26 protein-coding genes are annotated in these 26,880 nt (G+C 71.8%); 16 read left to right on the forward strand and 10 right to left on the reverse strand.

The features are described from left to right. Positions 1-51: 51 nt before the first annotated feature. Complete coding sequence (locus ACH4S9_RS09865; protein ID WP_398370988.1) at positions 52-477, forward strand: hypothetical protein; 426 nt, start codon at positions 52-54, stop codon at positions 475-477. Here the strand turns inward: ACH4S9_RS09865 and ACH4S9_RS09870 are convergent. Beyond that, positions 467-877, reverse strand: a complete 411-nt coding sequence (locus ACH4S9_RS09870; protein WP_311726237.1) for a hypothetical protein — start codon at positions 875-877, stop codon at positions 467-469. The two genes, ACH4S9_RS09865 and ACH4S9_RS09870, sit on opposite strands and share 11 nt — an antisense overlap. 139 nt (positions 878-1,016) lie before the next feature. On the opposite strand from ACH4S9_RS09870, the gene ACH4S9_RS09875 reads away from it, so the two are divergent. Beyond that, positions 1,017-1,490, forward strand: a complete 474-nt coding sequence (locus ACH4S9_RS09875; RefSeq protein ID WP_385340653.1) for a GNAT family N-acetyltransferase — start codon at positions 1,017-1,019, stop codon at positions 1,488-1,490. 26 nt (positions 1,491-1,516) lie between these two features. On the opposite strand, the gene ACH4S9_RS09880 is transcribed toward ACH4S9_RS09875, so the two are convergent. Next, complete coding sequence (locus ACH4S9_RS09880) at positions 1,517-2,728, reverse strand: pyridoxal phosphate-dependent aminotransferase (protein WP_398371814.1); 1,212 nt, start codon at positions 2,726-2,728, stop codon at positions 1,517-1,519. 232 nt (positions 2,729-2,960) lie between these two features. Here ACH4S9_RS09880 and ACH4S9_RS09885 point away from each other — a divergent pair, with 232 nt between their 5' ends. The 7 genes from ACH4S9_RS09885 (at position 2,961) to ACH4S9_RS09915 (ending at position 12,841) form a co-directional block, all read left to right on the forward strand. Further along, a complete protein-coding gene (locus ACH4S9_RS09885) occupies positions 2,961-4,577 on the forward strand; it encodes an ABC transporter substrate-binding protein (RefSeq protein ID WP_398370990.1) in 1,617 nt (538 codons plus the stop codon). Between the two features lie 5 nt (positions 4,578-4,582). After that, positions 4,583-5,542 carry an ABC transporter permease gene (locus ACH4S9_RS09890; protein WP_361182934.1) on the forward strand — a complete coding sequence of 320 codons (960 nt, stop codon included), beginning with the start codon at positions 4,583-4,585 and terminating at the stop codon, positions 5,540-5,542. Continuing rightward, on the forward strand, positions 5,539-6,444 hold the full coding sequence (locus tag ACH4S9_RS09895; RefSeq protein WP_361182932.1) for an ABC transporter permease: 906 nt from the start codon (positions 5,539-5,541) through the stop codon (positions 6,442-6,444). The genes ACH4S9_RS09890 and ACH4S9_RS09895 overlap by 4 nt, the downstream gene beginning before the upstream one ends. Then, positions 6,444-8,177, forward strand: coding sequence for a dipeptide ABC transporter ATP-binding protein (locus ACH4S9_RS09900; RefSeq protein ID WP_398370993.1), 1,734 nt, complete (start codon positions 6,444-6,446; stop codon positions 8,175-8,177). The genes ACH4S9_RS09895 and ACH4S9_RS09900 overlap by 1 nt, the downstream gene beginning before the upstream one ends. 116 nt (positions 8,178-8,293) lie before the next feature. Continuing rightward, the gene (locus ACH4S9_RS09905) at positions 8,294-10,312 is read left to right on the forward strand and encodes a CocE/NonD family hydrolase (protein ID WP_398370995.1); all 2,019 of its coding nucleotides are present in this window, start codon (positions 8,294-8,296) and stop codon (positions 10,310-10,312) included. Next, the gene (locus ACH4S9_RS09910; protein ID WP_385340532.1) at positions 10,309-10,953 is read left to right on the forward strand and encodes a TetR/AcrR family transcriptional regulator; all 645 of its coding nucleotides are present in this window, start codon (positions 10,309-10,311) and stop codon (positions 10,951-10,953) included. The genes ACH4S9_RS09905 and ACH4S9_RS09910 overlap by 4 nt, the downstream gene beginning before the upstream one ends. 58 nt (positions 10,954-11,011) lie before the next feature. Beyond that, positions 11,012-12,841 carry a P-loop NTPase fold protein gene (locus ACH4S9_RS09915; RefSeq protein ID WP_398370997.1) on the forward strand — a complete coding sequence of 610 codons (1,830 nt, stop codon included), beginning with the start codon at positions 11,012-11,014 and terminating at the stop codon, positions 12,839-12,841. Positions 12,842-12,851: 10 nt separating this feature from the next. Here the strand turns inward: ACH4S9_RS09915 and ACH4S9_RS09920 are convergent, their stop codons facing one another. Together ACH4S9_RS09920 and ACH4S9_RS09925 are read right to left on the reverse strand one after the other, a co-directional pair. Then, entirely contained in the window at positions 12,852-14,468 is a 1,617-nt protein-coding gene (locus ACH4S9_RS09920; protein WP_398370999.1) for an amidohydrolase family protein, read from the reverse strand. Between the two features lie 15 nt (positions 14,469-14,483). After that, positions 14,484-15,782, reverse strand: coding sequence for an amino acid deaminase (locus ACH4S9_RS09925; protein WP_398371001.1), 1,299 nt, complete (start codon positions 15,780-15,782; stop codon positions 14,484-14,486). Positions 15,783-15,978: 196 nt separating this feature from the next. Between ACH4S9_RS09925 and ACH4S9_RS09930 the strand changes: the two genes are divergently transcribed. The 4 genes from ACH4S9_RS09930 (at position 15,979) to ACH4S9_RS09945 (ending at position 19,922) form a co-directional block, all read left to right on the forward strand. Next, entirely contained in the window at positions 15,979-16,989 is a 1,011-nt protein-coding gene (locus tag ACH4S9_RS09930; RefSeq protein WP_385340649.1) for a sugar kinase, read from the forward strand. Beyond that, a complete protein-coding gene (locus ACH4S9_RS09935; protein WP_398371003.1) occupies positions 16,986-17,819 on the forward strand; it encodes an IclR family transcriptional regulator in 834 nt (277 codons plus the stop codon). The genes ACH4S9_RS09930 and ACH4S9_RS09935 overlap by 4 nt, the downstream gene beginning before the upstream one ends. 28 nt (positions 17,820-17,847) lie before the next feature. Further along, entirely contained in the window at positions 17,848-18,261 is a 414-nt protein-coding gene (locus tag ACH4S9_RS09940) for a RidA family protein (RefSeq protein ID WP_311726225.1), read from the forward strand. A gap of 188 nt (positions 18,262-18,449) precedes the next feature. Then, complete coding sequence (locus ACH4S9_RS09945) at positions 18,450-19,922, forward strand: GntP family permease (protein ID WP_398371006.1); 1,473 nt, start codon at positions 18,450-18,452, stop codon at positions 19,920-19,922. A 114-nt stretch (positions 19,923-20,036) separates the two neighbouring features. Here ACH4S9_RS09945 and ACH4S9_RS09950 read toward each other — a convergent pair whose 3' ends face one another. From ACH4S9_RS09950 to ACH4S9_RS09960, 3 genes are all read right to left on the reverse strand, one after another. Beyond that, on the reverse strand, positions 20,037-20,579 hold the full coding sequence (locus ACH4S9_RS09950; RefSeq protein ID WP_398371008.1) for a GNAT family N-acetyltransferase: 543 nt from the start codon (positions 20,577-20,579) through the stop codon (positions 20,037-20,039). An 85-nt stretch (positions 20,580-20,664) separates the two neighbouring features. Then, positions 20,665-22,623, reverse strand: a complete 1,959-nt coding sequence (locus tag ACH4S9_RS09955) for a ricin-type beta-trefoil lectin domain protein (protein ID WP_398371010.1) — start codon at positions 22,621-22,623, stop codon at positions 20,665-20,667. Positions 22,624-22,740: 117 nt separating this feature from the next. Beyond that, positions 22,741-23,328 (reverse strand): CGNR zinc finger domain-containing protein, encoded by a 588-nt coding sequence (locus ACH4S9_RS09960; RefSeq protein ID WP_398371012.1) that lies wholly within the window; start codon positions 23,326-23,328, stop codon positions 22,741-22,743. 76 nt (positions 23,329-23,404) lie between these two features. Between ACH4S9_RS09960 and ACH4S9_RS09965 the strand changes: the two genes are divergently transcribed. After that, positions 23,405-24,262, forward strand: coding sequence for an alpha/beta fold hydrolase (locus ACH4S9_RS09965; RefSeq protein ID WP_398371014.1), 858 nt, complete (start codon positions 23,405-23,407; stop codon positions 24,260-24,262). 34 nt (positions 24,263-24,296) lie between these two features. On the opposite strand, the gene ACH4S9_RS09970 is transcribed toward ACH4S9_RS09965, so the two are convergent. Both ACH4S9_RS09970 and ACH4S9_RS09975 read right to left on the reverse strand, forming a co-directional pair. Beyond that, complete coding sequence (locus tag ACH4S9_RS09970) at positions 24,297-24,983, reverse strand: cation transporter (protein ID WP_311726220.1); 687 nt, start codon at positions 24,981-24,983, stop codon at positions 24,297-24,299. Next, on the reverse strand, positions 24,983-25,318 hold the full coding sequence (locus tag ACH4S9_RS09975) for a metalloregulator ArsR/SmtB family transcription factor (protein WP_311726219.1): 336 nt from the start codon (positions 25,316-25,318) through the stop codon (positions 24,983-24,985). The genes ACH4S9_RS09970 and ACH4S9_RS09975 overlap by 1 nt, the downstream gene beginning before the upstream one ends. Positions 25,319-25,427: 109 nt before the next feature. Between ACH4S9_RS09975 and ACH4S9_RS09980 the strand changes: the two genes are divergently transcribed. Continuing rightward, on the forward strand, positions 25,428-25,700 hold the full coding sequence (locus ACH4S9_RS09980) for a MerR family transcriptional regulator (RefSeq protein ID WP_398371816.1): 273 nt from the start codon (positions 25,428-25,430) through the stop codon (positions 25,698-25,700). On the opposite strand, the gene ACH4S9_RS09985 is transcribed toward ACH4S9_RS09980, so the two are convergent. Continuing rightward, positions 25,667-26,008, reverse strand: coding sequence for a hypothetical protein (locus tag ACH4S9_RS09985; protein WP_398371016.1), 342 nt, complete (start codon positions 26,006-26,008; stop codon positions 25,667-25,669). The genes ACH4S9_RS09980 and ACH4S9_RS09985 overlap by 34 nt on opposite strands. A 110-nt stretch (positions 26,009-26,118) precedes the next feature. Between ACH4S9_RS09985 and ACH4S9_RS09990 the strand changes: the two genes are divergently transcribed. Next, positions 26,119-26,847: a dienelactone hydrolase family protein gene (locus tag ACH4S9_RS09990; RefSeq protein WP_398371018.1), complete on the forward strand. Its 729-nt coding sequence runs from the start codon at positions 26,119-26,121 to the stop codon at positions 26,845-26,847. The last annotated feature ends 33 nt before the right edge of the window (positions 26,848-26,880 follow it).

Consider the following 26,880-nt stretch of genomic DNA (forward strand, 5'->3'; position numbering starts at 1 on the left):
TGCCGGGGGCCGCCCCGGTCGTACGGCGCACGGCGAATGGGGTGGGCTCCGATGGCGGATCAGGTCCTGGAGCGGATGCCGGGCAGGGTCAGGTTCGCCCTGGCGGGCGTCTGGGGCCAGGCGGTGGTCAACTTCTTCGCCGGGGGCTCGCTGCTCTCCGAGCTGGACAGCCGGCTCGCCCATGGCCAGCACGTCGCGGAGCCCGGCCTGGTGCGGGGCCTGGCGTACTTTTCCATGGCGGTGGCGGTCCTGCTGGCCGTCGTGGGCGTCTGCGCGCGGAAGCGGTTCGGCTGGGTGTGGACCGTGATCGTTCTCGTCGAGATGCTGGCCGTGATGAGCGGGATGGTCGGGTTGTACTGCGTGTGGATGGGGCTCATCGCGGTGAGCGAGTCCGCCCTGCTGATCGGGCTGGCCCTGCCGCTGGCGATCGGCGGGGCGCTGATCACCGGGCGGGGTCAGGAGTGGTTCAGCCGCTGATGCCGAGCGCCGCCGCGTGGGTCTCCAGGCGCTCGGCGGCCAGGGCGCCGGCCGCCTCGTCGTCGCGGGAGGTGGCGACGACCAGGGCGCGGCCGGCCAGGGTGTGGGCGCGCTGGTGGAGGGCGGCGATATGGGTCGGGGCGGTGGAGGCCGTGGTGGGTGCGGCGCGGAGCGGGGAGCGGCCGTCGCGCAGGCGGGTGACCTGGTCGGTGAGGCGCTGGGCGGCGGTGTCGAGCGCGGGGGCGGGCACGAGGGCGCGCAGCTCGTCGGTCACGGTCAGCAGCGCGGTGAGATGGCCCGCCAGCTGGATGTCCAGCTCCTCCTCGCGCGAGCGGTGCGGGAAGCCCCGCCCGGGCTCGGCCATGGTGTGGACCGACTTGGCGCGGATCGGCTCGTACATGGGTGGCCTCCAAGGGATCTCAGGAGGCCATCCTAGCTTAGACTCTGTCTAAAGTTGAGTTCTTGCTAAGTATCTGCCAAGTGTCTGTCGCCCGGCCGCCCGGTGCGACCACGAGCCCGGGGTGATCGAACTGATCGAACTGATCGAAGTGAAGGTGCTGACGCCGGACGACTGGGCGATCTGGCGGGAGCTGCGGCTCACCGCCCTCGCGGACGCGCCGTACGCGTTCGGGTCCCGGCTCGCGGACTGGCAGGGCGACGGCGACCGCGAGGAGCGGTGGCGCGCCCGCCTGGAGATCCCCGGTTCGTACAACCTGGTGGCCGCGCTCGACGGGGCGCCGGTCGGGATGGCCGGCGGGGTCCCCGGCCCGCACCATGGCGTGGTCGAGCTGATCTCCATGTGGGTGAGCGCGGCCGGGCGCGGGTGCGGGGTCGCCGATCGGCTGGTGCGGGCCGTGGAGGAGTGGGGCCTGCGGGCGGGGGCCGAGGTGCTGCGGCTGAACGTCATGCCGGACAACGCGCGCGCCCTCGCCTTCTACCGGCGCATCGGGCTGGCCGAGGCCGGGGAGGAGGAGGGGGAAGTGGTGATGGAGAAGGCGCTACGGCCCCGCTGAGCGAGCCGCGCGTGACCGGGGCGGCGTCAGTGCTGGCCGTAGCCGTCCAGGAACCTTCCGATCCGCGTCACCGCGTCCGCCAGGTCCTTCTTCGCCGGGAGCGTCACGATCCGGAAGTGGTCCGGCTCCGGCCAGTTGAAGCCCGTTCCGTGCACGATCATGATCTTCTCGGAGCGCAGCAGGTCCAGGACCATCTGCCGGTCGTCCTTGATCTTGTAGACCGCGGGGTCGAGCCGGGGGAACGCGTACAGCGCGCCCTTCGGCTTGACGCAGGTCACGCCCGGGATCTGGGTCAGCAGCTCATACGCCGTGTCGCGCTGCTCCAGCAGCCGGCCGCCGGGCAGCACCAGGTCGTTGATCGACTGGCGGCCGCCGAGGGCCGCGGCCACCGCGTGCTGGGCGGGCATATTGGCGCACAGCCGCATATTGGCCAGGATGGTCAGGCCCTCGAGATAGTTGGTGGCGTGGGCCTTCGGGCCGCAGACCGCGAGCCAGCCGCTGCGGTAGCCCGCGACCCGGTAGGCCTTGGAGAGCCCGTTGAAGGTCAGGGTCAGCAGGTCGGGGGCGACGGCCGCGGTGGGGGTGTGGGTCGCGCCGTCGTAGAGGATCTTGTCGTAGATCTCGTCGGAGCAGACGACCAGATTGTGGCGGCGGGCGATCTCGGTCAGCCCGCGCAGCATCTCCTCGTCGTAGACCGCGCCCGTCGGGTTGTTGGGGTTGATGATGACCAGGGCCTTGGTGCGGTCCGTGACCTTGCGCTCGATGTCGGCGAGGTCCGGCATCCAGTCCGACTGCTCGTCGCAGCGGTAGTGCACGGCGGTGCCGCCGGAGAGCGAGACCGCGGCGGTCCACAGCGGGTAGTCGGGGGAGGGGACCAGCACCTCGTCCCCGTTGTCCAGCAGGCCCTGCATCGCCATCTGGATCAGCTCGGAGACGCCGTTGCCGAGGTATACGTCCTCGACGTCCAGGTAGATGCCCTTGGTCTGGTAGTGCTGCATCACCGCGCGCCGGGCGGACAGCAGCCCCTTGGCGTCGCCGTACCCATGGGCCCCGCCGAGGTTGCGCAGCATGTCCTCCAGGATCTCCGGCGGACAGTCGAAGCCGAAGGTCGCGGGGTTGCCCGTGTTGAGCTTGAGGATGCGGTGACCGGCGGCCTCCAGCCGCATCGCCTCCTCGAGTACCGGGCCCCGGATCTCGTAGCAGACGTTGGAGAGCTTCGTGGACTGGATCACCTGCATGTCGGCCACCTTACGGGCGTGTAACCGGGACCGCTCGGTGTTCTTCGCCACGTCGACGGTGTAAGGGGGCGTCTTCGGGCGGATGGGGCGGCGGCGCGCGCCGGGTAACGAGTCGGTTTCCCGGGTTAATTTCCGTGCGCGATGGGTTGGCCCGGACGTGTCGGCTGGCTATCGTTCACGAACTTCAACGAATCGTTCCGCTGAACGAATAGCGGAGAAGGGTGGCCGGCCCATGTCCGACACCTCACCCCGAAACGCCCCAGGGGCGGCGGGGATACCGCGCCGGTCGCTGTTGGTCGGCGCGGCGGCGGGCGGCGCCGCACTCGGCGCGTCCTGGCTGCTCAGCGGCTGCTCCGGCGCGGCCTCCGCGTCCCCGGCCGACGCCCTCCCCAGCGCCGGGCCCACCGGCCGCCCCGACCGCGGCGGCACCCTGCGCATCGCCCGGCCGCCCGCCTCCGACGCCGAGACCCTGGACCCGGCCAGCTCCCTGTCCGCCTACGAATACCTGGGCGCCCTCTACAACCGGCTGGTGCGGATCGGCCCCGACGGCGGCCTCGCCCCCGACCTCGCCGAGTCCTGGGAGCCCGACGACAAAGCCCGCACCTGGACCTTCCGGCTGCGCCGCGGCGTCACCTTCCACAACGGGCGCGCCTTCACCTCCGCCGACGCCGCCTACACCCTGCGCCACATCCTCGACGAAAAGACCGGCTCCCCGCAGGCCGGCGTGCTGGCCCCGCTGGTCGACCCGAAGAAGCTGCGCACCCCCGACGCGCACACCCTCGTCGTCCCCCTGAAGACCCCGAACGCCGAGTTCCCCAGCCTGCTCACCCACTACAACTGCTACGTCATCCCCGACGGCAGCGCCGCCTCCATCGGCCGCACCGGCATCGGCACCGGCCCCTTCAAGCTGGTCTCCTTCTCCGCCGCCGGGCCCGGCCGGATCACCGCGTACCCGGACCACTGGGCCGGCCGCCCCGTCCTGGACGCCATCGACTTCTACTCCGTCGCCGATATGCAGGCCCGCTCCAACGCCCTGCTCGCCGGCCAGGTCGATCTGCTCTCCCAGACCAACCTGGACTTCGCCACCGCCCGCGTCGTCGCCAACTCCGACCGCGCCACCCTCGCCCGGGTGAAGAACGCGCAGTGGTACGTGCTGCCGATGCTCACCACCGAGAAGCCCTTCACCGATGTGCGGGTGCGGCAGGCGATGAAGCTCGCGTACGACCCCGAGCACGTCATGAAGGTCGCCCTCCAGGGCGCGGGCACCGCCGGCTGGGACAACCCCGTGCCGCCCAGCGACCCGGGCCACCTCGCCCGCCACCCGGCCCACGACCCCGAAAAGGCCCGCCATCTGCTGAAGCAGGCCGGGCAGGAGCGGCTCGCGGTCGACCTCTACACCTCCTCCTACGACCCGATCTTCACGCCCATGGCCCTCGCCTACCAGGAGTCCGCCAAGCGGGCCGGCATCCGGATCCGGGTCAGAACGGCCGCCGCCGACTCGTACTACACCCAGATCTGGATGAAGAAGCCGCTCATGGCCACCTACTGGTACACCGGCCGCCCCATCGACCAACTCCTCAACCAGGTCTTCCGGGGCGGCTCCTCGTACAACGAGACCGCCTGGGCCGACAAGGACTTCGACGCCCTGCTGGACCGGGCCCGCCGCGAGACCGACGACGCCCGGCGCCGCGAGCTCTACCAGCAGGCGCAGACCGCGGTCGTGGAGCGGGGCGGGGCGATCACCCCGATGTTCGCCGACCGGCTCGTCGGCATCTCCCGCAAGGTGCGGGGCTACGCGGAGCACGGCTTCGAGTTCGACTACCTCGGCATCGGGCTGAAGGGGGCGTGAGGGGCGTGCTCACCTTTCTCGTACGCCGCGTCGTCGCCGCGCTCGGCACGCTGCTGCTCTCCTCCGTCCTCGTCTTCCTCGCCGTCCAGTCGCTGCCCGGCGACGTCGCCACCCAGGTGCTCGGCAAGGACGCCACCCCCTCCGCCGTCGCCGCGCTGCGCGACAAGCTCCACCTCGACCAGCCCGCCTGGGAGCGCTACCTGGAGTGGGTCAAGGGCGCGCTCCACGGCGACTTCGGCGCCTCGCTGGTCAACGCCAAGCCGGTGGGCGGCGAGGTCGCCCAGTACCTCGGCAACTCCGCGCTGATCGCCGTCGTCACCGTCCTCTTCGCGGTCACCGGCTCGCTCGTGCTGGGCGTCGTCGCCGGGCTCTACCGCGACCGCTGGCCCGACCACCTCATCTCCACGGTCAGCCTGATCGGCATGAGCGTCCCCGAGTTCGTGGTGGCCACCGTGCTGGTGCTGCTCTTCTCCATCGCCGTCCCCGTCCTGCCCGCCGTGGTGCTCTACGGACCCGAGGCGAGCGTCGGACAGCTGCTCCCGGCCGTATGGCTGCCCGCCGCCTCGCTCGCGATCGTGATGGCCGCGTACATCGTGCGCATGGCCCGCACCTCGGTCATCGACGTCATGGCCGGCGAGTACGTCACCACCGCCCGGCTCAAGGGCCTGTCCACCTGGCGCGTGGTCACCCGCCACGCCCTGCCCGGGGCGCTGCTGCCCACCCTGCATGTCATCGCGCTCAATGTGGCATGGCTGGTCGGGGGCGTCGCCGTCGTCGAGAACGTCTTCAACTACCCCGGCATCGGCAAGCTGATGCTCTCCTCCGTGCAGAACCGCGACCTGCCGGTCATCCAGGCCATCGCCCTGATCAGCGCGGTCGTCTACGTCTGCTGCAACCTGGCCGCCGACCTCGGCGCCATGGCCCTCAACCCCAAGCTCAGGACCCGAGGAGGGCGGACCCGATGAGCACCCTGAAGACCCCCGACGCTCTTGTCGCGGCCGGGCCGGTCGCCGCATCGCCCGGCTTCGCCGCCCGCACCTGGCGCACCATACGCTCCTCCCGCGCCGCCACCATCGGCCTGGCGATCGTCGCCGTCCACCTCCTGATCGCGCTGCTCGCGCCCGTGCTGACCTCGTACGAACCGACGGTCGGCGACGCCTCGCAGGCCCTGCTCGGCCCCGGCGCCGACCACTGGGCCGGCACCGACCAGTACGGGCGCGACGTACTGGCCCGGGTGCTGTACGGCGGGCGGTACGCGCTGGGCGTCTCGGTCGCCGCGACCCTGGTGACCATCGCCCTCGGCACCGTCCTCGGCTGCGCGGCCGCGCTGCGCGGCGGCTGGCTGGACGACCTGCTGATGCGGGTGCTGGACGCCGTGCTGTCCATCCCGTCCATCCTCGCCCTGCTGGTCGTCGTCACCGCGCTCGGCACCGGGCCCGCGGTCATCGTGCTCGCCATCGCCGTCGTCTACGTCCCGCAGGTCGTCCGGGTCGTCCGGGGCGCCGCGCTGGCCGTCGTCCCCGCCGACTACGTCACCGCGGCCCGCGCCCGCGGCGAGCGGACCTGGTCGATCCTGTGGCGCGAGGTGCTGCCCAACATCACCGACGTGGTGTGCGTCGAGTTCGCGATGCGCGCCTCATGGGTGGTGCTGCTGATCAGCTCCCTGTCCTTCCTCGGCTTCGGCGCCAACCCGCCCACCCCCGACTGGGGGCTGATGGTCGCCGAGAACCGCACCGCCATCACCGTCGTCCCGATGGCGAGCCTGGCGCCGATCATCGCCCTGGCCACGCTCGTGATCGGGCTCAACCTCGCGGCCGACGGCCTGTCCAAGGCGTGGGGCGTGGACCGGATCCGGGAGGGCTCCTGATGACCGCCATCGTCTCCGTGGAAGGCCTGAGCGTCGCCTACCGCTCCGCGGGCCGGGACATCCCCGTCGTCCACGAGGTCGGCTTCGAGCTGTGCCCCGGCCGGACCCTCGCCCTCGTCGGCGAGTCCGGCAGCGGCAAGTCGACCGTCGCCGCGACCCTGCTCGGACATCTGCGGCACGGCTCGCGGATCACCGCGGGCACGGTGCGCGTCGAGGGCAAGGACGTCTTCGCCCTCCCGGCCAGGGAGTTGCGGCGGCTGCGCGGCGGCACGGTCGCCATGGTCGCGCAGAACGCCGGGCACGCCCTGACCCCCTCGATGCGGGTCGGACGGCAGATCGCGGAGGCGCTGCGCGGCGACGCGGCCGGCTCCGTCGCCGTCACCGACCTCCTCGACCAGGTCCGCCTCCCGCGCCCCGCCGAACTCGCCCGCCGCTACCCGCACGAACTCTCCGGCGGGCAGCAGCAGCGCGTCGCGATCGCCATGGCCATCGCGGCCCGCCCCAAGGTCCTCGTCCTCGACGAACCCACCACCGGCCTCGACGTCATCACCCAGCGCGGCGTCCTGGACCTGCTCGCCGCGCTGCGCGACGAACTCGGCCTCGCGGCCGTCCTGGTCAGCCACGACCTGGGCGTCGTCGCCCACATGGCCGACGAGGTCGCGGTGTTGCGGGAGGGCCGGGTCGTGGAGGCCGCGCCCACCCGCCGCCTCTTCGCCGCCCCCGCCGACCCGTACACCCGGCGGCTGCTGGCCAGCGTCCCGCGCCTGGCCGACTCCGGGCTCGCGGTCGTCGCCGAGGACGGCACCCGCGAGATCCGGCCCAAGGCCGAGGTGCCCGCCGACGCCCCGGAGGCGGTCGCCGTCCGCGACGTCACCATCGACTACGGCGCGAGCCGCGCCGTCCACGGCGTGTCCTTCCGCGTGCGGCGCGGTGAGGTGCTGGCGCTGGTCGGCGAGTCGGGCAGCGGCAAGTCCACGCTGGCGTGGTCGCTGGCGGGGCTGCGGGCGCCGTCGGGGGGTGAGATGACCACGAAGGGAACCGACGGCGACCTGGCCCGCCCGGCGCGGCAGCGGCCGCTGTCCCTGCGGCGCAAGGTCCAGCTCGTCTTCCAGAACGCCGACACGTCCCTGAACCCCCGGCGCTCGGTGGGCGAGGCGGTACGGCGGCCGCTGCGCTTCTTCGGCACGGCCGCCTCCCGTGGGGAGGCCGCCACCCGCGCCCGGCAGCTCATCGCCGACGTACGCCTCGACCCGGCCCTCGCCGACCGCCTGCCCGCGCAGCTCTCCGGCGGGCAGCGGCAGCGGATCGGGATCGCGCGGGCGCTGGCCGGCGAGCCGGACGTACTGATCGCCGACGAGATCACCACCGCGCTCGACGTCTCCGTCCAGGCCGAGGTGTTGCGCCTCCTGGACGACCTGCGGCGCGAACGCGAACTGGCGTGCCTCTTCATCAGCCACGACCTGGCCGTGGTGCGGGGGATCGCCGACCGGGTGGTGGTGCTGCGGCACGGGGTGGTGGTCGAAGAGGGCCCGACCGAGGCCGTCTTCGCGTCCCCGGGCCACCCCTACACCCGCCGCCTCATGGCCGCGGCGCTGGACCCGGACGGGGACGCGCACCCGGACGCGGGCGCGGGGGTGGCCGACGACTGGCAGGACGCCGCGGAGCCGGACGCCCCCTGGACCGACCTGGGCCCCGCCCACCGCATCCGCCGCTGGCGCCCGGCAGCGCCATGACTGCCCGCGATGGCCCGTTCCGGACGGGCGCAACCATCAATTGAGCAACCCCCATGGCGAGCAACCAGGTCCGCGAGAGCGGCGCCGGTTTAGGCGCAAAAGAAGGGCTACACCACGTGAGATACCGCGAGCAGTTCGACCGCGAGGTCCGGACGGAGGACGTCTGGATCCCCACCCGGGACGGCACCCGGCTGCACGCCCGTATCTGGCGCCCCGTCGACGCCACCGCGGACCCCGTCCCCGCGCTGCTGGAGTACCTCCCGTACCGCAAGAGCGACTGGACCGCCCCGCGCGACGCGCAGCGTCACCCCTGGTACGCGGGGCACGGCTACGCCTCCGTCCGGGTCGATCTGCGCGGCAGCGGGGACTCCGAGGGCGTGATGCTCGACGAGTACACCGCGACCGAGCTGGCCGACGGAGTCGACGTCGTGGAGTGGCTGGCCGCCCAGCCGTGGTGCACGGGCAAGGTCGGCATGTTCGGCATCTCGTGGGGCGGGTTCAACTCCCTCCAGATCGCCGCCCTGCGCCCGGAGCCGCTGAAGGCGATCGTCACCGTCTGCTCGACCGACGACCGTTACGACAACGACGTCCACTACACCGGCGGCGCCGTCCTCGGCATCGACATGCTCGCGTGGGCGGGCACCATGCTCGCGTTCACGGCCCGCCCGCCGGACCCGGCCACCGTGGGCGAGAACCGGTGGCTGCCCATGTGGCGGGAGCGGCTGGAGGCGCTGGAGCCGTATCTGCACACCTGGCTGGCGCACCAGCGACGGGACGACTACTGGCGCCACGGCAGCGTGTGCGAGGACTACGGCGCCATCGACGCGGCGGTCCTCGCGGTGGGCGGCTGGGCCGACCCGTACCGGGACACCGTGCTGCGCCTGGTGGAGCATCTCGACGCGCCCGTGCGGGGGCTGATCGGGCCGTGGTCGCACCAGTACCCGGACCGGGGCCTGCCGCCGGGCCCGGCGATCGGCTTTCTCCAGGAGACGCTGCGCTGGTGGGACCACTGGCTCAAGGGCGTGGACACCGGGGTCATGGCGGACCCGGCCCTGCGCTCCTGGATCAACGACCCGGTGCCGCCCGCGACCCACTACACGACCATGCCCGGCCGCTGGGTCGCCGACGACGCCTGGCCGTCCCCGGCGGTCACCTGGGACGAGCGGCCGCTGGGCGGTGAGGGGACGGAGCCGGTGATCGTGCGCTCCCCGCTGCACACCGGCATCGACGCGGGCCGCTTCTTCCCCTTCGGCAACGCCACCGACCTGCCACCCGACCAGCGCGAGGAGGACGGCCGTTCGGTCTGCTTCGACTCCGCGCCGCTGACGGAGCGCGTGGAGATCCTGGGCCGCCCGCGCGTCCGGCTGCGCCTGGACAGCGCCACCCCGCGCGCGCATGTCATCGCGCGCGTCTGCGACGTCGCCCCCGACGGCTCCTCGACGCTGGTCACCCGGGGCGTGCTCAACCTGCTGTCGCGGCACGGCCGGGACAAGGCGGTGGAGTGGACGCCGGGGACGTACGAGGACGTGGAGTTCGAGCTCAACGGCATCGGGTACGCCTTCCCGCCCGGCCACCGCATCCGGGTCGCGGTCTCCGACCAGTACTGGCCGTGGGTGTGGCCGCACGGCGAGCGCGACGAGCACGGCGCGCTGACCGTGCGCCCCGCGGACAGCGCCGTACTCCTCCCCGTACGGGACCCGGGCGCCGACGCCGGCCGCCCGCCGATCACCTTCGAGGAGCCGGAGCAGGCCCCGCCGCTCCCCGTGACGACCGAGCCGCCCGCCGGGAACCGGCCCGAGCGGCTGGTGCGGCACGACGTGGCGACGGGGGAGTGGACCCTGGAGGTGGACCCCAACTACGGCGGCTCCCGCACCTACCCCGACGGCCTGCGGTACGAGGAGAGCGCGCTGGAGACGTACCGGATCCGCGGCGGCGATCCGCACTCGGCCGTGGCAAGCTCCCAGTGGACCGTCCGGCTGCGGCGCGGCGACTGGGACGCAGTCGTCGTGGCCCGCACCGAACTCCGCGCCACAGCAACGGAGTTCATCATGGACAGCAGCATCGAAGCACGTGCGAACGGAGACACAGTGGCCAAGCGCACCTGGCACCACACCACCCCCAGGACCTCGGCATGACACGACCCGTCCGCCCCAAGGCCGCCCGGCGGGCCGTCGCCGCCTCCGAGCGCACCCGTCAGCCCACCGAGGTGCGCCGCCGGCTGATCGTGGAGGCCGCCGTACCGCTCATCGTGGAGCGGGGTTCCGCGGCGGTGGGCGTACGCGATGTGGCGGCCGCGGCGGGGGTCTCGGTCGGCACGGTCACCTACCACTTCGAGAGCGTCCAGGAAGTCCTCTCCGAGGCGATGGTGCTGCACATCGAGCGCTACTACGCCGCGCTCAGCGAGGCCGCCGCCCATGCCACCAGCGGCGCCGAGGGGCTGCGGCTGCTCATCGACGCGCTGTTCACCGACGACACCGACCGCCACTGGCGGATGTGGTTCGACTACTGGCACGCGGGCGACCGCGACCAGGCGTTCGCCCGCGGCCAGGCCGCACGCTACGAGAGCTGGCACGGCGAGATCCGCTCCCTGGTCGAACGGGGCGCCGACGAGGGCGACTTCGGCTGCGCCGACCCCGCCGAATTCGCCGTCCGCTTCGCGGCCCTCGCGGACGGCCTCGCCCTGCAACGGCTGCGCCAGGCCCCGCCGCTGACCACGGAGGCGGCGCGGCGGCATCTTTATCGGCTGGTGGAGGTGGAGCTGAAGGCGGCTGGGTGAATCGCCCGCCCATGGCCATAATGGTGGGTCGTATGCCGACACGGGGGGACAGTGAACGGTGACGGACTCAGAGGGTTCCGGCGAGTGGACGACGTTCTCCTTACTCAACGACGAGCCGGTGGCCGCGGAGCCTGACGACCAGCTCGGCGCCGCGCTCGTGGCGAAGCGACTGGCTCAGCTGCTCCTCACCTCGCGCGCCTCCACCCCCTTCACACTCGCCGTGGACGCGGGCTGGGGCATGGGCAAGAGCAGCCTGATGCGGCTGGTCGATGCCGAGCTCCAGAAGGAGCCCGGCGTGCACACCGTCTGGTACAACGCGTGGACCTCCACCGGCGCCGACGCCCTGGAAGGGCTCATCAAGTCGGTGCTGATGCGCTTCGACCGGCGGGTGCTGCGCCGGGGGCTGCGGCGGGCCACCGATCAGCGGGCGCTGATCCGCGCGGCCCGCGCCCTGTTGGTGCTGCTCGCGGGCCCGCTCGGCGTCTCCCGCCTGGTCGACGAGCTCTGGAGCAACCTTTCGGCCAAACCCGAAGCGCGCAATGACATGCGTGACGCCATCAAGGACCTGACGCAGGAGTGGGCCGAGACAGGCGAGTTCACGCCGCGCCGCATGTTGGTGGTCTTCATCGACGACCTGGACCGCTGCTCGGAGGAGACCGTGCTCGCGGTGTGCGAGGCGGTCAAGGTCTATCTCGACGTGCCCGGCCTCGCGTTCGCCATCGGCGGTGACCGCTCCGCGCTGGGGCCGAACGGCCTGCTGCGCGATCTGTCCCCGGCGGGCGCCGCGTTCATGGAAAAGATCTTCCAGACCAGCTATCGGGTCCCGGCGGCGGACGGCCGGGACTTCGAGGCGTACATCCGCCGGTGTATGCGGGCCACGGGCATCCACCGGGTGGTCGACGACGAGCTGGTCCCGCTCCTCGCCGAGCGCTCGGGCCGCAATCCGCGCCGCGTCAAGCGGCTGCTCAACGGCTTCGTCCTGGAGGCGACCCTCAACCCCATGTGGGCGGGGTTCGGCTCCGAAGCCGTGATCCGCACGCTGCTGCTCCAGTACTTCTACGCCGACTTCTACCGGATGATGGCCGACCCCGGGCCGGGCGCGGGCGACGTGGTCGCGGAGTTCCGCCGTTACCGGGAGGTACGGCGGATCCTGCTGGCGGGGCCCGGAGCGGCCGTGGTCGGCGACGACAGGAAGGCGCAGCGGATGTTCGAGGAGTACGAGGTGGCGCCGCCCCACTCACTGGACCAGGACACGCCGGTGGCGGCCCTCGCCCGGCTCGAGCAGTACCTGCCGAGCGGTTTCCCGGCCCTGACCACGGACCAGGCCTTCATCTCGCTGCTCGACGAGCTGCTGCGGCTGCCGAGGTCGGCCGAGCTGCTGATGGCGATCAGGAACGGGCCGAAGGACCGTGTGCCCTCCACGCTTTCGCAACTCGTGGACGTGGAGGTGAACATGGAGATGGACACGGCGGAGGAGTACGCGGGCCTGGAGCGTGGGGCCACCCCCACCCGCCTGGGGGGCCTGCGCATCCTGTGGGTGGACGACCGCCCCGAAAACAACACGGACCTGGTCGGGCTGCTCATGGAGTGGGGGGCGGGGGAGGTGGACATCGCTCGGAACCAGGAGGAGGCCGACCGCGCGATAGCGGCCCGGCCCCCAGACCTGTTGATCTCCGACGTCAGCAGAGGCCGTGCGGCCGAGGCGGGCTTCACGTATGTGGAGCGGCTGGTGCGAGAGCGGCGATACCGCGGGGACGTGGTGTTCTTCACCGGGCGGGTCACGCCCGCGCGGGAGGCCCGCGCCCGGGAGCTGAACGCCCTCGGCATCACGACCGACCCGTACCAACTGCTGCGGCTCGTCGACGAGGCCGCCGACCGCCGCCGGTGAGGCCGCGCGCTCACCCCGCCTGCGTACGCCGCACCGACCGCCCCGCCAGGACGTCCGTACGCCGCCCGTCCTCGATGACGAAGCGGCCGTCGATGAGCACGTGCGGGATCCCCGCAGGCAGGGTGCGCGGGGACTCGAAGGTGGAGCCCGCGGCGACCGTGTCCGGGTCGAAGAGGACGAGGTCGGCGCGGTAGCCCTCGCGGACCAGGCCCCGGTCGGGGAGGCGGAGACGGGCCGCGGGGCGCGCGGTGAGGTGGGCCACGCACTCCTCCAGGGACAGCACGCCCAACTCGCGCACATAGCGGCCCAGATACTGCGGGAAGGTCCCGTACGCGCGCGGGTGCGGTTTGGCGCCTTGCAGGATGCCGTCGCTGCCGCCCGTGTGTACGGGGTGCTTCATGATCGCCCGCACGTTCTCCTCGTTCCCGGCGTGCTGAAGGATCGTCGAACCGAGCCGGTCCTCCAGCAGCAGTCGGCGCGCGGTGTCCCACGGCGCCTCGCCGCGCTCGCGCGCGGACTGCGCGACCGTCCGGCCGGCGTACGCCGCGAGGGCCGGCTGGCTGACCCCCGAGATCTCGATGGTGTCCCAGTCGACGGGCACGCCGTGACAGCCGTCCGCCCCCTCCACCTCCATGACGTGCCGGATCCGCTCCGCGGTCGCCTCGTCGCGGAGCCGGTCCAGGATGGCCTGCGGCCCGCCTTCGGCGGCCCAGCTGGGCAGCAGAGCGGCGAGCGTGGTGCAGCCCGGGAGATAGGGATAGGTGTCGAGGCTGATGTCGGCACCCTCGGCGAGCGCCCGGTCCAGCAGCGCGAGCAGTTCGGGCGCGCGGCCCTTGTTCAGGCCGAAGTTCATGGTCGCGTGCGCGAGATGCAGCGCGCAGCCCGCCTCGCGGGTGAGCGCCACCATCTCCTCGTACGCCTCCAGGGCGCCCGCGCCGTACGAGCGGTGGTGCGGGCAGTAGTAGCCGTCGTACGCGGCGACGACGCGGCACAGCTCGGTCAGTTCGGCGTCGGACGCGTACATCCCGGGCGTGTACGTGAGCCCGGACGACATCCCGACCGCCCCCTGCTCAAGACCCTCCGCGACCAGCCGCTTCATCCGCGCCACCTCGTCCGGGGTGGCGGCCCGGTCCTCCCAGCCGAGCGCAAGCATGCGGACGGAGCCCTGGGGGACGAGATACGCGGCGTTGACCGCGATGCCCTGGCCGTCGAAGCCGCGGTCGAGCCGGTCCAGGAACCCGCCCACGGTGCGCCAGTCGAAGTCGATGTCGGAGCCGTCGCCGTTCCAGCCGGTGATGGCCGTGCGGATCTCGGCGAGGGTGCGGTCGTCGGCGGGCGCGTACGACAGGCCGTCCTGGCCGAGCACCTCCAGCGTCACGCCCTGCGCGGCCTTGGCGGAGTGGTCCGGGTCGCGCAGCAGGGCGAGGTCGCTGTGCGCATGCATGTCGATAAACCCGGGCGCGACCGCGAGCCCGTCCGCCTCCACCACCCGCTGACCTGTCGGGCGCGGCCCGGCGCCCTCCGGCACGATGCGGGTGATCCGCCCGTCGTCGACCCCGACGTCCGCCCTGAAGCGGGCGCCGCCGCTGCCGTCGACGACCTGCGCGTTGCGAATGACCAGGTCCATGTGCGTAGGCCTCGCTCAGAAGAACGTGCGGATGTAGTCCGTGACCGTGCCGTCCGCCTCGGCCAGCGGGATCAGCTGCCACTTGTCGAAGCTGGTGCACGGGTGGGAGAGGCCGAGGGCCACCCAGTCGCCGACCTCCAGGGACGTGCCCTCCTCGACCGCGAGCCAGGCGTGCTGGTCGGACAGGCCGGTGACGGTGAGGCCGGTGGCGGGGCGTTCGGTGCCGTCGGGGGAGCGGATGATCTGGGGCTCGGGCAGGTCGAGGTCGTACGCCGCGTCGCGCTTGCCCGCGTTGAGGAAGGCCTGGCCCTGCTCGGGGCGGGAGACGACCTGGGCCCAGAGGCGGAAGGCCGGGTGCAGGGCGCCCTCGTCGGGGACGCGGTTGAAGGGGGTGATGTGGCGGTAGTGGCCGTCGTCGTGGGAGACGTACGCGCCGGAGCGCAGCAGCTTCAGGACCGGGCCGGACAGTTCGGGCAGCTCCGCGAAGACGTCCGCGACCGCGTCGAACCACGCGCTGCCGCCCGCGCTGACCACGATCTCGTCCGCGTCCGCGAACCGGCCCTCCCCGTCGAACGCGACGGCCAGCGCGGTGAGCCGGCGCAGCCAGGCCCGGACCCGCTCGCCGTCCGGCTTCGGCACCTCGCCCTCGTAACCGGCGACGCCGACCAGGCGCAGGGTCCCGGTGGCCGCCACCGCGTCGGCGACGGCCGCGCAGTCGGCCTCCGTACGGGCGCCGGTGCGGGCGCCGGGGCCCGCGCCGAGTTCGACGACGACGTCGAGGGGGCGGCGGGCGCCGGCCTCGCGCAGGGCCGCGTCCATCAGCTCGACGCCGCGCGGGGAGTCGACGTACGCGATGAAGCGGAACTCGGGGTCGGCGTCCAGCTCGCGGGCGAGCCAGCGGAGCGCGGCGGCGTCCACGACCTCGTTGGCGAGGAAGATCCGCTGGATGCCGAAGGCGCGGTACATGCGCACATGGCCGGGGACGGCGGCGGTGATGCCCCAGGCGCCGTGGGCGAGCTGGCGCTCGAAGAGCTGGGGGGCGAGGGAGGTCTTGCCGTGCGGGGCGAAGGCCAGCCTGTGGGCGGTGGAGTAGCGCTCCATGACGGCGAGGTTGTGCTCCAGGGCCTCGGCGGAGAGCGCCAGGACGGGGGTGGTGAAGCCGCCGGTGAACAGGGAGCGGCGCTCGGCGGCCAGCTCGCCGACGGTGCGGCCCTCGGCGTCCGGGGGCAGGCCCTTGAAGCGGTGGTCGACGCGCTCGTGGGCGAGGCGCCCGACGGGTGAGCCGGGCGTGTCGGCGGCGTGGTCGACGGCCATGGAGCCTCCCATGCGGATCCGTGCTGCAACATGTGCAACGCTCATTGCGTATGGCGCTTACCGCTGTCTAACATCCCGCCAAGCACCCGGTCAACGGTGCGCGCCACCCCCCGGAAGGCGCCAGAGCCCACAGCAAGGAGCGAGCCCCGCCGTGTCCGCAGCCCTCCACGTCGACGTCGTGTGCCTCGGTGAGTCGATGGTCACCTTCAGACCGTCCCGGCCGGGCAGGCTCGCCGACGTGCCCGCGTTCTCGCGGGGGATCGGCGGCGCGGAGTCCAACGTCGCCTGCGGGCTCGCGCGCGGCGGGCACACCGCCCGGTGGATCAGCCGCGTCGGCGCGGACGGCTTCGGGGACCACCTCGTCGCGGAGATCGCCGCCGCGGGCGTGGATGTCTCCCGCGTCCAGCGCGACCCCGACCGCCCCACCGGCATCTACTTCCGTACGGCGGGGGAGCGGGAGCGGGAAGGCGACGGGCAGCCGCTCTCCGAGGTCGTCTACTACCGGGCCGGGTCCGCCGCCTCGGCCATGTCCCCCGGCCTGGTGCCCCGGGAGGCGGCGTGGTCGGGCCGCGTCCTCCACCTCACCGGGATCACCCCGGCCCTCTCCGCCGACTGCCACACCCTGATGCGGGAGCTCACCGCCCCCGCCCCGGGCCGCCCCCTCGTCTCGTTCGACGTCAACTACCGCACCGCACTGTGGCGCGGCCAGGACAGCGAGCGCCTGCTGGACCTCGCCCGCGGCTGCGACCTCGTCTTCGTCGGCGAGGACGAGGCCGAGATCGCCTGGGGCCTGCACGGCGCGGAGGCGGTCCGGGCGGCCCTGCCCGAGCCGCGGGTGCTGGTGGTGAAGCAGGGCAGCGCGGGCGCCACCGCGTACGCCCGGCAGCCGGACGGCGGGGAGGACGAGGTCACCTTCGAGCCTGCCCTTGACGTGGACGTGGTCGCGTCCGTCGGCGCGGGCGACGCCTTCGCCGCCGGGTTTCTGTCGGGCACCCTGCGCGGGCTGCCCGTCGCGGAGCGGCTGCGCCACGGCCATCTGATGGCGGCCGCCGCCCTCACCGTCCCCGGCGACCTGGGCACCCCGCCTTCGCGCGAGCACGCCGACCGCCTGGCCGCCCTCGACCCCGGCGCGTGGGGCAGACTGCGACTCGGCCCCGGCTGGACGGACACCGGGACCGTACGCGCGGAGGTGGTGACCGACCCATGAGCCAGACCGTCGACCGAGCGCTGAGCATCCTGCCGCTGCTGGCGGAGGGCCCGGCCAATCTGGAGCAGGTGGCCACGCGGCTCGGCGTGCACAAGACGACCGCGCTGCGGCTGCTGCGCACCCTGCACGAGCACGGCATGGTCTACCGGCAGGAGGACCAGCGCTACCGGCTCGGCGCCCGCCTCTTCGCGCTCGCGCAGCAGGCCGCGGAGAACCTGGACGTACGCGAGATCGCCCACCCCTATCTGGTCGAGCTCAACGAGCGGTGCGGGCACACCGTCCACCTCGCCGTGTACGAGGACAACGAGGTGCTCTACATCGACAAGGTGGAGAGCCGCTACCCGGTCCGGATGTACTCGCGCATCGGCAAGCCCGTCGCGATCACCGTCGCCGCCGTCGCCAAGCTGCTGCTCGCCGACCTGCCCGAGGCGGAGCGGCGCGCGGTGGCCGAGCGGCTGCCGTACCCCGCCTACACCCCGCGCTCCACCCCGAACGCCGCCGCGTTCCTCAAGGAGCTGGCGACCGTGCGGGAACAGGGCTGGGCCACCGACCTCGGCGGCCACGAGGAGTCGATCAACTGCGTCGGGGCACCCATCCGGGGGGTGGACGGGCGGGTCGTCGCCGCGTGTTCGGTCTCCGCGCCGAACGTCGTGGTCACGGCCGAGGAGCTGCTCGCGCTGCTGCCGCTGGTGCGCCGCACGGCGGAGGCGATCAGCCGCGCGTACTCCGGAAGCGCCCCGCCGGACGTGCCGGATCCCGACGTGCCGGACCCCGACGTGCCGGACCCCGACGTGCCGGATCGCGACGTGCCGGACCCCGAAGACAAGTAACCGCCCGCCGAACCAAGGGAATCGACCCATGAGCGAGAAGCTCCAGAAGATCGCGATCACCCCGGACACCCACACCGCGCCGCCCGCCAAGTTCTCCCACGGCGTGAAGAAGGGCAACATCCTCCAGGTCGCCGGGCAGGTCGGTTTCGGCCCCGCGGTCCCCGGCCAGGCCCCCGCCCCCGTCGGGCCGACGCTGCGCGAGCAGACCCTCCAGACCCTGCGCAATGTGCAGTCCGTCCTGGAGGCGGGCGGGGCGAGCTGGGAGGACGTGGTGATGGTGCGCGTCTACCTCACCGACACCGCCCACTTCGCCGAGCTCAACGACATCTACAACGACTTCTTCGCGGACCTGAAGGAGGCCCCGGCGGCCCGTACGACCGTCTACGTCGGCCTCCCCGCCGGGCTGCTCATCGAGATCGACGCGCTGGCCGTCCTCGGCTGACGCACGCCCGAGGCGGGCGGGGCACGCCCCGCCCGCCCGCCGCACTCCGCCGTACTCCCTCCGCCCACCGCACGCGCCACCGTCGTCGAAATCCAGCGTTCTGAACCTCCGCACCGGCACCTCCAGTTCCCCCGCGCGCGGCCCCCCGCCGCGCGGCGGTACCCCCTACCCGGAAACCGGAGTTCCTCATGCCGCTCACGGCCGCCCCCGCTGCCGAGACCCCGCCCCACACCGGTGGTCTCCTCGCGATCATCGACGGCACCGCCGGTCTGCTGACCGTCGCCGCCCTGGGCATCGCCTTACTCCTCTTCCTCATCATCAAGGCCCGGTTACAGCCCTTCGTCGCGCTGCTGGGCGTGTCCATCGCGGTGGGCCTGGCCGCCGGCCTGTCGGTCACCGAACTCTTCGGCACGGTCCAGAAGTCCGACGCCGTCTCGCTCATCGAGTCCGGTATGGGCGGCATCCTCGGGCACATAGCCATCATCATCGGCCTGGGCACCATGCTCGGCGCGATCCTCGAAGTCTCCGGCGGCGCCGAGGCGTTGAGCGCCCGGCTGCTCGGTCTCTTCGGCGAGAAGCGCGCCCCGCTCGCGATGGGCCTGACCGGTCTGATCTTCGGCATACCGGTCTTCTTCGACGTCGGAATCTTCGTCCTCGCGCCGATCGTCTACGCGGCCGCCAAGCGCAGCGGCAAGTCGATCGTCCTGTACGCGATGCCGATGCTGGCCGGTCTGTCCATGACCCATGCCTTCCTGCCCCCGCACCCCGGCCCGGTGGCCGCGGCCGGGCTGCTCCACGTCGACCTGGGCTGGGTCATCCTGATGGGCATCCTGGTCGGCGTCCCCTCCGTGCTCGCCGCCTGGGCGTACGCCGCGTGGATCGGCAACCGCCTCTTCGTCCCCGTGCCGCAGGACATGCTGGAGGCGGCGGAGGAGGCCAAGGCGGCCGTGGCCGCCGAGCAGCGCGCCGCGGGCACCACGCCCGCGGAGCGGCCGGTGCCGGTCTCCACCGTCCTCGCGATCATCGGCACCCCGCTGGTCCTCATCCTCAGCGCGACGTTCTCCTCCATCGCGCTGGACCCCAGCACCGGCCGCTCGGTGATCGAGTTCTTCGGCCACCCCTTCGTGGCGCTGACCATCGCCCTGCTGCTCGCCTACTACCTGCTGGGCATCCGGCGCGGCTGGTCCCGCAAGTCCCTGGAGACCGTCTCCACCGCCTCCCTCAAGCCGATCGGCAACATCCTGCTCGTCGTGGGCGCGGGCGGGGTCTTCGGCGCGGTGCTCAAGGGCAGCGGCGTGGCCCAGGCGCTCGCCGACGCCTTCGACAGCGCGGGCCTGCCGGTCATCCTGCTGGCCTGGCTGATCTCGGTGGTGCTGCGCGTCGCGCAGGGCTCGGCGACGGTCGCGATCGTCACCACGGCGGGCATCGTCTCTCCGATGCTGAGCGAGGGCCACTACGCGCAGGCGCATCTGGCGCTGGTCATCATGGCCATCTCGGCGGGCTCGATCTTCGCCTCGCACGTCAACGACGGCGGATTCTGGATGGTCGCGAAGTACTTCGGCATCTCCGAGCGGGACACGCTCAAGTCGTGGACCGTGCTGGAGTCGGTGCTGTCGGTGGCGGGCTTCGTGGTCGCGGGGCTGCTCAGCCTGGTCGTCTAGGAACTGTGCGCTCCCAGCTGAGGCGTGTATCGAAAGTAGATCTTGTTAGTGGGATGACCTTGGTTCGTGACAAACTCGCGGCCCGCTACGAGGCCACCGTCCTCGTTTCCGCGATCAACGAGCGGTTGTGACGTACTGGTCCGACGACAACTCGAACACCCGTACTCGCCGACCGCAGGTGGGATTGACGGTCTCTCGGACCGGATGCATCCCCAGTTTGGTCATGATCCGTTCGGAGGCGTCGTTGCCCACTTGAGCGATGCTGACGATCCGCACCAGCCCTCGCTCTTCGAACCCGAACCGTACAGCGGCCGCAGCGGCCTCGGTGGCCAAGCCCTGCCCCCAGTGGGAACGTCCCAGCCGCCAGCCGACCTCAACCGCCGGCAGTACCTCCGGCAAGAAGGTGGGCACCGAAAGGCCGGTGAACCCGGCCAGTTCGCCAGTGGACCGGATTTCCACGGCGAACAGGCCGAAGCCCTGTGACTCCCACTCGCTCTCCCATGCCTGGATCCCGCCGCGAGTCTGCTGTTCGTCACGGACGCTGCCGTCACGGATCCACCGCATGACCTCGGGGTCGGCATTGACGGCAGCCATGGGCGCAACGTCTTCCTCGCGCCAGCGACGCAGGATCAAACGGGGAGTCTCAAGCGTGACCATCCCATCATTCTGGATCACAGATGGGCTCTCCGCCATCCGCACCAGGCACTTCGATACACGCCCGTGGACAACGGGAGTTGTGCAACTACGGTGAGGCGGCAGTCCATCGCTGATCGTCGCCTTCATCGCACTCGCTCGTTTTCAGCTGATAGCCGTTGGTCTCCGAAGGGGAGTTGGAGTCCTCCAGGCAGAGACGAGTCTTCATGTTGTACAGAGTGGAACTGTCGCCGGAGATATCCCACCGCTGATAATCGCCTTCATTGCATGAATACGTGTACACCTGGCCGGATTCGTTACTGTCCAAGCAGAGATCAGTCGCCACATCGCGCAGTTCGATCTCTTCCCCGGAGATGTTCCACTTCCCGTCCCCGCTCCCATTGTCGGAGCAGTCGCCCAAGTGCGGGCCGCCGGAGCCGCTGCCGCTCAAGCAGCGATCAGTCGCCACATTGCGCAGCACGGAATTTTCGCCGGAGATGTTCCACTTCTGGCGATCGCTGCTATCGCATTCGATCGTGCGCAACGTGCCGTCGTCGTCGCCGTCCAGGCAGAGATCAGTCGCCGCATTGCGCAGTACTGACTTGTTGGATATGTTCCATCTCTGCTGATCGTTGCGATCACATGTCGACATGCTCAGCTCACCGGCATCGTCACTGCCCAAGCACATATCGCTCGCCGCATCACGCAGACTGAACCTCTTCCCGGACGCGGTCCATTTCTGGTAACCGCCGCCATTGCAGTCGAATGCGTAAGCTTCTTCGTCGCCGTTACTGTCCAGGCAACGTCCGGTCGCCGCGTTGGTGAATGTTTTTACGGTCGAGTCCAACTCTTTTGGAGGTGCCGCGGCGTTCGCCGGAGGGTTCGCGGGGGACGTCTTTTCCTGTGAGGTATCCCGCGATGGGGTTTTCTGTGATGAGGATTTCTGCGAGGAGTTCGGGGAGGCGCCGTCGTCCCCGTCGCCGCCTCGGTTCGGGAGCCAGATGAGCAGGGCGGCGACCGCGACGGCGGCGAGCGCTGCAACGCCTATGGCCAGTCGGCGCCTCCCGGGAGTCCCGGGCCGCGTCGCGGATTGCGGGTCGTAGACGGTTCTCTCGGGTATGGGCGGCGAGGAGACCGTCTGGGCCGAAGGCTGAGGTGGCATGGGCGATATGGGCGGCGCGGGCGCGGGCGCGGGAAGGAAGGCCGGGGGCAGCCACCCGGCGGTGGGAAGCACCTCGGTCAGGCCGAGCCTGGCCCCGGCATCCCGGCAGAGGGCCACCACCTCGGCGGGCGTGGGCCGCGCCTCGGGGTCCTTCTCCAGGCAGCGGCTGATGACGGGCCGTATTTCCGCCGGGCAGGCGGTGAGGTCGGGCTCTTCGCGATCGATGCGGTAGAGCACGGCCGGGCCCGGCCCCTCCCCGAAGGGGTGGACCCCGGTCGCGGCGACATACGCGGTCAGGCCGAGCGCGAAGACATCGATGGCCGGGGTCACCGGAGCGGCGCCCCTGAGCTGCTCCGGAGCCATGTACAGGGGGGTGCCGATGCGCACGTCGGTGCCGGTCAGCGGAGTGGCCTCGGCGGCCCGCGCGATCCCGAAGTCGATGACGGCGGGGCCGCCCGGCGCCAGGATGACATTCCCCGGCTTGAGATCCCGGTGGGTGACCTGCACCGCGTGGATGGCCTCCAGCGCGTGGGCCACGCCCGCGATCAGCCGCAGGGCCGCGTCTGTCGGCAGCGGTCCGTGCGTGGCCACCGCCGCCGCGAGCGAGAGGCCCGGGGCGTACTCGGTGGCCAGCCAGGGCACGGGCCCTCCCGTGTTGCTGTCCACGACCGGCAGGATGTAGCGGCCCCGCACCTGCCGGCTGGAGCGCACCTCCTGCTCGAACCGCTGCCGGAACTTCGGGTCCTCGGCGAACTCGGGATGCACCACCTTCAGAGCGATCGGCTGCCCGCCCCGTGTGGCGGATAAGAACACCGTCCCCATTCCGCCCGCCCCCAGCCGCCCTTGGAGCGCGTAACCTGCAATATCACGCGGATCTCCCGGATTCAGCGGCCGTATTCCCGCCACGCGATTCCCTCCCTTTCAACACCTGTGGCATACGCGTGACTACGCACGGCCAGCCAACTACCGTGGACCAGCGTAAAATACCTCGATCATCAGGTGGCCGACGGCCGGTCCCGCCGATCAGTCACGCGCGCGTGAGCGGGCCTGGTGGAGCCGCACCTTGGTGCGGTTCCCGCAGCGGGTCATCGAGCACCAGCGGCGGTTGTGCGCGGGCGAGCGGTCCACGAAGCGCAGGGCGCAGCGCTCGGAGCCGCAGATACGGACTCGACGTAGCTCCGGGGAGAGCAGCAGCTCGATCGCGTCCTGAGCCACGAGGCCGAGCCCCCCGGCCGCGTCATCGGCGGCATGCGGAGCGCGGCCCGACTCCAACTGACCGTCCCTGACGCTCAGTTGGGGTACGGGACGGGGTGCCGCAGCCGACGCCTGGTTGATCACGGTGATGTCGGCAGGTGTCGGCAGCTCACCGTCGACCGCGCACAGCACCGCGCGGTCGATCGCCTCACGCAGCGCCACCGCGGAGCGCAGCGCGGACTCGGACGCCCCGTGGGCCCCGTCGGCGAGCAGATCGACGCCCCGCAGCCAGCGCACCAGGTCGGCCGGCTCGCGAAGCGTCTCCCGGGGCAGCGCCAGCCACCGGTCGCGGAGGGTGTTGACGAAGTCCAGGCACACGCGTCCGCCGTACCAGAGCCATTCGTCATCCGTCGTCATGGCTCTATTGTCCACTGCTCGTCGCGGTACTAACCTCCTATGGGGGTTAGTAAGCGCGAAGCGGAAGGGTACGGCCATGAGCACAGAGACGGTGACCACAGGCGTCGCCCAGGTCAACGGGGTCCGGCTGCACTACACGCGCGCGGGCTCGGGGCCGCTGCTCGTACTGCTCCACGGGTGGCCGCAGACCGCGCTGTGCTGGCGACCGGTGCTCGGCGAACTCGCCACCGGCCACACCGTCGTAGCCCCCGACCTGCGCGGATACGGCCTCAGCGACAAGCCCGCCACCGGCTACGACAAGCAGCTGATGGCCTCGGACATCGCCGAACTGGTCCGGCAGCTCGGGTTCGAACGGGCGGCGGTCGTCGGCCACGACCGCGGCGCCCGGGTCGCGCACCGCTGGGCCCTGGACCACCCCGGCCAGGTCGAACGGCTCGCCGTACTCGACGTGATCCCCACCCGGGAGATGTTCCGCCGCCTGGACGCCTCCGTGGCCCTCGGCTACTGGCACTGGCTGTTCCACATGCAGCCCGATCTCCCCGAGTTGCTGGTCGGGAACAACGTCCGCGCCTACCTGGAGTACTTCTTCGAGCGCTGGACCTACAACCGCCACGGACTCGACCCCGACGCCGTCGACGCCTACGTCCGCGCGTTCTCCCGCCCCGGCGCGCTCCGCGCCGGTTTCGACGACTACCGCGCCCAGGAACGCGACCTCGCCCTCGACGACGAGGACGCCGCCGCGGGCCGCCGCCTGACCATGCCCGTCCTGGCCCTGTGGGGTTCGGCCGGCCTACCCGCCCGGCTGCCCACCCTGGACATCTGGCGCCAGTACGCGGACGACGTCACCGGCGCCCAGATCCCCGACTGCGGCCACTTCATCCCCGAGGAACGTCCCGACGCCCTCCTGGCCCACCTGCGGACGTTCCTCGGCTGATCGGTGCATCAGTGCCGAACGGCTTGACAGGCGGTCAGCCGCAGCAGTCACAACCGGCGTGGCAGGCAGAGGTGTCCGAGGTGGCCGGGGCCGCGCAGCAGCCCTTGCCCCGCCAGGCGTCGTGGCCTTCCTTCACGGCGACGACGGCGATGACCAGAGCGGCGATCGGGTCGGCCCAGGACCAGCCGAGGGTGGTATTGAGCACCAGGCCGACCAGCAGCACGGCGGAAAGGTATGTGCAGAGCAGGGTCTGTTTGGAGTCGGCGACCGCGCTGGCGGAGCCGAGTTCGCGGCCGGCGCGGCGCTGGGCGGCGGACAGGAACGGCATGACGGCGAGGGAGAGTGCGGCGAGCACGATGCCGGGGATGGAGCCTTCCGCCTCGCCGGTTCCGGCCAGCGCGCGGACGGCGTCCACGGTGACGTACGCGGCGAGCGCGAAGAACGAGACGGCGATGATCCGCAGGGTGGTCTTCTCGCGGGCCTCGCGCACGTGGTGCTCGGCGGCGGAGAACTGCCAGGCGACCGCGGCGGCGGACGACACCTCGATGATCGAGTCCAGGCCGAAGCCGATCAGCGCGGTGGAGGAGGCGAGTGTGCCGGCGGTGATGGCGACGACCGCCTCGATGACGTTGTAGGTGATGGTCGCGGCCACGAGCAGCCGTATCCGGCGGGTGAGCGCGTCGCGGCGGGCGGGGGACGGCCCAAGGGATATCGCGGTCATCAGCAGCACCCCTTGGCCTCGGCGTCGACACACGTGCGGTCGGTGGCGACGGCCACCACAGCGGTGCGCAGGTCGTCCAGCGCGTGGCCGAGGCGTTCGTCTGCGAGCTCGTAGCGGGTGCGGCGGCCGTCGGGCACGGTGACGACCAGGCCACAGTCGCGCAGGCACGCCAGGTGGTTCGACAGACGGGTGCGCGAGATGCCGAGGGCGTCGGCGAGATCGGCGGGGTAGGCGGGGGCATCGCGCAGGGCGAGCAGGATGCGGCAGCGGATCGGGTCGGCGAGCGCGCGGCCGAACCGGGCCAGCACCTCGATGTCGGGGGCAACGGTCAGCACATCATGAGAGTACACGCGATCCTGAATTCAGGCAATCCTGGATTGAATGCCCGGTCCAAGGCCCTTGACCTTCGAGCCGGGTCGAAGGTCTACCGTCGGCGGTGTGAGCATGATGCGGATCTCCCAGCTCGCCGAGCGTTCCGGCGTCCCGGCCACGACGCTGCGGTACTACGAGAGCGCCGGGCTGCTGGCCGCCGACCGGTCCCCGGCCGACTACCGCCTCTACGGCGAGGAGGCCGTCGAGCGCCTGGCGTTCATCGGCTCGGCCAAGCACCTGGGGGCTGCTCCCTGGACAACGGCGGTCTCGCCGAGCGCACCGCCCAGTGGCGACGGCTGGTCGACGGAGCCCTACGGCAGGAGACCGAAGACGGCATCCGGCTGACCCTGCCCGCCGACCGCGCCGGTGACATCGCGGCGCTGGCCGCCGCCGAACAGCGATGCTGCCCGTTCTTCGACTTCCGCCTCCACCTCGACGGCCCCGTCCTGCACCTTCGGGTGCGCGCCCCCGCCGAGGGGATCGCCCTGCTCACCGAGGTCTTCGGCCCGGCTGCCTGACGCAGGGGCGCCCGCCTGCCCTCGTACGACGAAGGCGACGGCCAGGGCGACGCTCCTGCGCCCCGTAGCGCTGCGGGGTCGCCGTGAGGCGCGCGTGATGATCTTTGTGATACCTTCGGCGCCGCCGTGCACCATGACGAATTCGAGGAGGTGAGACCGATCAACGCTGTGACAGGTCGGGGCTCCCTCCTTTGCATGGTTTAGGGAGTGCCCGCACAAGGCATCCCGAAAGGCCTGAAACGCTGATGCGCTTCACCTCCCAGACGTCGTCGGACGGCGTCACCGAGCAGTTCTTCACCCTCGACGAGATCCCCGGCGTGCTGTGGACGCCGGATGGCGCCTGCGGCGCTCGTCCCCTGATTCTGCTGGGCCACGGCGGCGGGCAGCATAAGACGGCCCCCGGCAATGTGTCCCGCGCGCGTCGCTACGCCGCCGAGGGTTTCGCGGTCGTCGCGATCGACGCGCCGAACCACGGCGACCGTCCCCAGGACGATGAGTTCGGCCGGATCGCGGACGAGATGCGGGCCGGTATGGCCGCCGGTACGGATCCGGGCGCGCTGGTGGCCGGCATGCACAGCTATCTGGCCGGTCGGGCTGTCGCGGACTGGCAGGCGGTTCTGGCCGCGGTCCAGCGCCTCGACCAGGTCGGCGTCGGTCCGGTGGGTTACTGCGGTATGTCGATGGGCTGCGGGCTCGGCATACCTCTCATCGCCGCAGAGCCCCGGATCCGCGCCGCGGTGCTGGGTCTGCTCGGCGTGCACGGGCTGGCCGAAGACGCCGCGCGGATCACCGTGCCGGTGCAGTTCCTGGTCCAGTGGGATGACCAGATGGTGCCGCGGGACCAGAGCCTGGCGTTGTTCGACGCCCTGGCCTCGGCGGAGAAGACGCTGCACGCCAACCCCGGCAGGCACGGAGATGTGCCGTCCTTCGAGGTGGACAGCTCGGTGAAGTTCTTCGCCCGGCATCTGAGCTGACGCCGGCGCGTTCGGTCCGGCGTGTCCGACCTG

The sequence above is a fragment of the Streptomyces sp. NPDC021225 genome, assembly GCF_044332865.1.
Classification (GTDB): Bacteria; Actinomycetota; Actinomycetes; order Streptomycetales; family Streptomycetaceae; genus Streptomyces.

Bases quoted from the DNA above. Each gene is read 5' to 3' on its own strand.
- ACH4S9_RS09865 (WP_398370988.1), top strand. From the start codon at position 52: ATGGCGGATCAGGTCCTGGAGCGGATGCCGGGCAGGGTCAGGTTCGCC.
- ACH4S9_RS09870 (WP_311726237.1), bottom strand. From the start codon at position 877: ATGTACGAGCCGATCCGCGCCAAGTCGGTCCACACCATGGCCGAGCCC.
- ACH4S9_RS09880 (WP_398371814.1), bottom strand. From the start codon at position 2,728: ATGCAGGTGATCCAGTCCACGAAGCTCTCCAACGTCTGCTACGAGATC.
- ACH4S9_RS09885 (WP_398370990.1), top strand. From the start codon at position 2,961: ATGTCCGACACCTCACCCCGAAACGCCCCAGGGGCGGCGGGGATACCG.
- ACH4S9_RS09895 (WP_361182932.1), top strand. From the start codon at position 5,539: ATGAGCACCCTGAAGACCCCCGACGCTCTTGTCGCGGCCGGGCCGGTC.
- ACH4S9_RS09900 (WP_398370993.1), top strand. From the start codon at position 6,444: ATGACCGCCATCGTCTCCGTGGAAGGCCTGAGCGTCGCCTACCGCTCC.
- ACH4S9_RS09910 (WP_385340532.1), top strand. From the start codon at position 10,309: ATGACACGACCCGTCCGCCCCAAGGCCGCCCGGCGGGCCGTCGCCGCC.
- ACH4S9_RS09920 (WP_398370999.1), bottom strand. From the start codon at position 14,468: ATGGACCTGGTCATTCGCAACGCGCAGGTCGTCGACGGCAGCGGCGGC.
- ACH4S9_RS09925 (WP_398371001.1), bottom strand. From the start codon at position 15,782: ATGGCCGTCGACCACGCCGCCGACACGCCCGGCTCACCCGTCGGGCGC.
- ACH4S9_RS09930 (WP_385340649.1), top strand. From the start codon at position 15,979: ATGGTCACCTTCAGACCGTCCCGGCCGGGCAGGCTCGCCGACGTGCCC.
- ACH4S9_RS09935 (WP_398371003.1), top strand. From the start codon at position 16,986: ATGAGCCAGACCGTCGACCGAGCGCTGAGCATCCTGCCGCTGCTGGCG.
- ACH4S9_RS09940 (WP_311726225.1), top strand. From the start codon at position 17,848: ATGAGCGAGAAGCTCCAGAAGATCGCGATCACCCCGGACACCCACACC.
- ACH4S9_RS09945 (WP_398371006.1), top strand. From the start codon at position 18,450: ATGCCGCTCACGGCCGCCCCCGCTGCCGAGACCCCGCCCCACACCGGT.
- ACH4S9_RS09950 (WP_398371008.1), bottom strand. From the start codon at position 20,579: ATGGTCACGCTTGAGACTCCCCGTTTGATCCTGCGTCGCTGGCGCGAG.
- ACH4S9_RS09960 (WP_398371012.1), bottom strand. From the start codon at position 23,328: ATGACGACGGATGACGAATGGCTCTGGTACGGCGGACGCGTGTGCCTG.
- ACH4S9_RS09965 (WP_398371014.1), top strand. From the start codon at position 23,405: ATGAGCACAGAGACGGTGACCACAGGCGTCGCCCAGGTCAACGGGGTC.
- ACH4S9_RS09970 (WP_311726220.1), bottom strand. From the start codon at position 24,983: ATGACCGCGATATCCCTTGGGCCGTCCCCCGCCCGCCGCGACGCGCTC.
- ACH4S9_RS09980 (WP_398371816.1), top strand. From the start codon at position 25,428: ATGATGCGGATCTCCCAGCTCGCCGAGCGTTCCGGCGTCCCGGCCACG.
- ACH4S9_RS09985 (WP_398371016.1), bottom strand. From the start codon at position 26,008: ATGGTGCACGGCGGCGCCGAAGGTATCACAAAGATCATCACGCGCGCC.
- ACH4S9_RS09990 (WP_398371018.1), top strand. From the start codon at position 26,119: ATGCGCTTCACCTCCCAGACGTCGTCGGACGGCGTCACCGAGCAGTTC.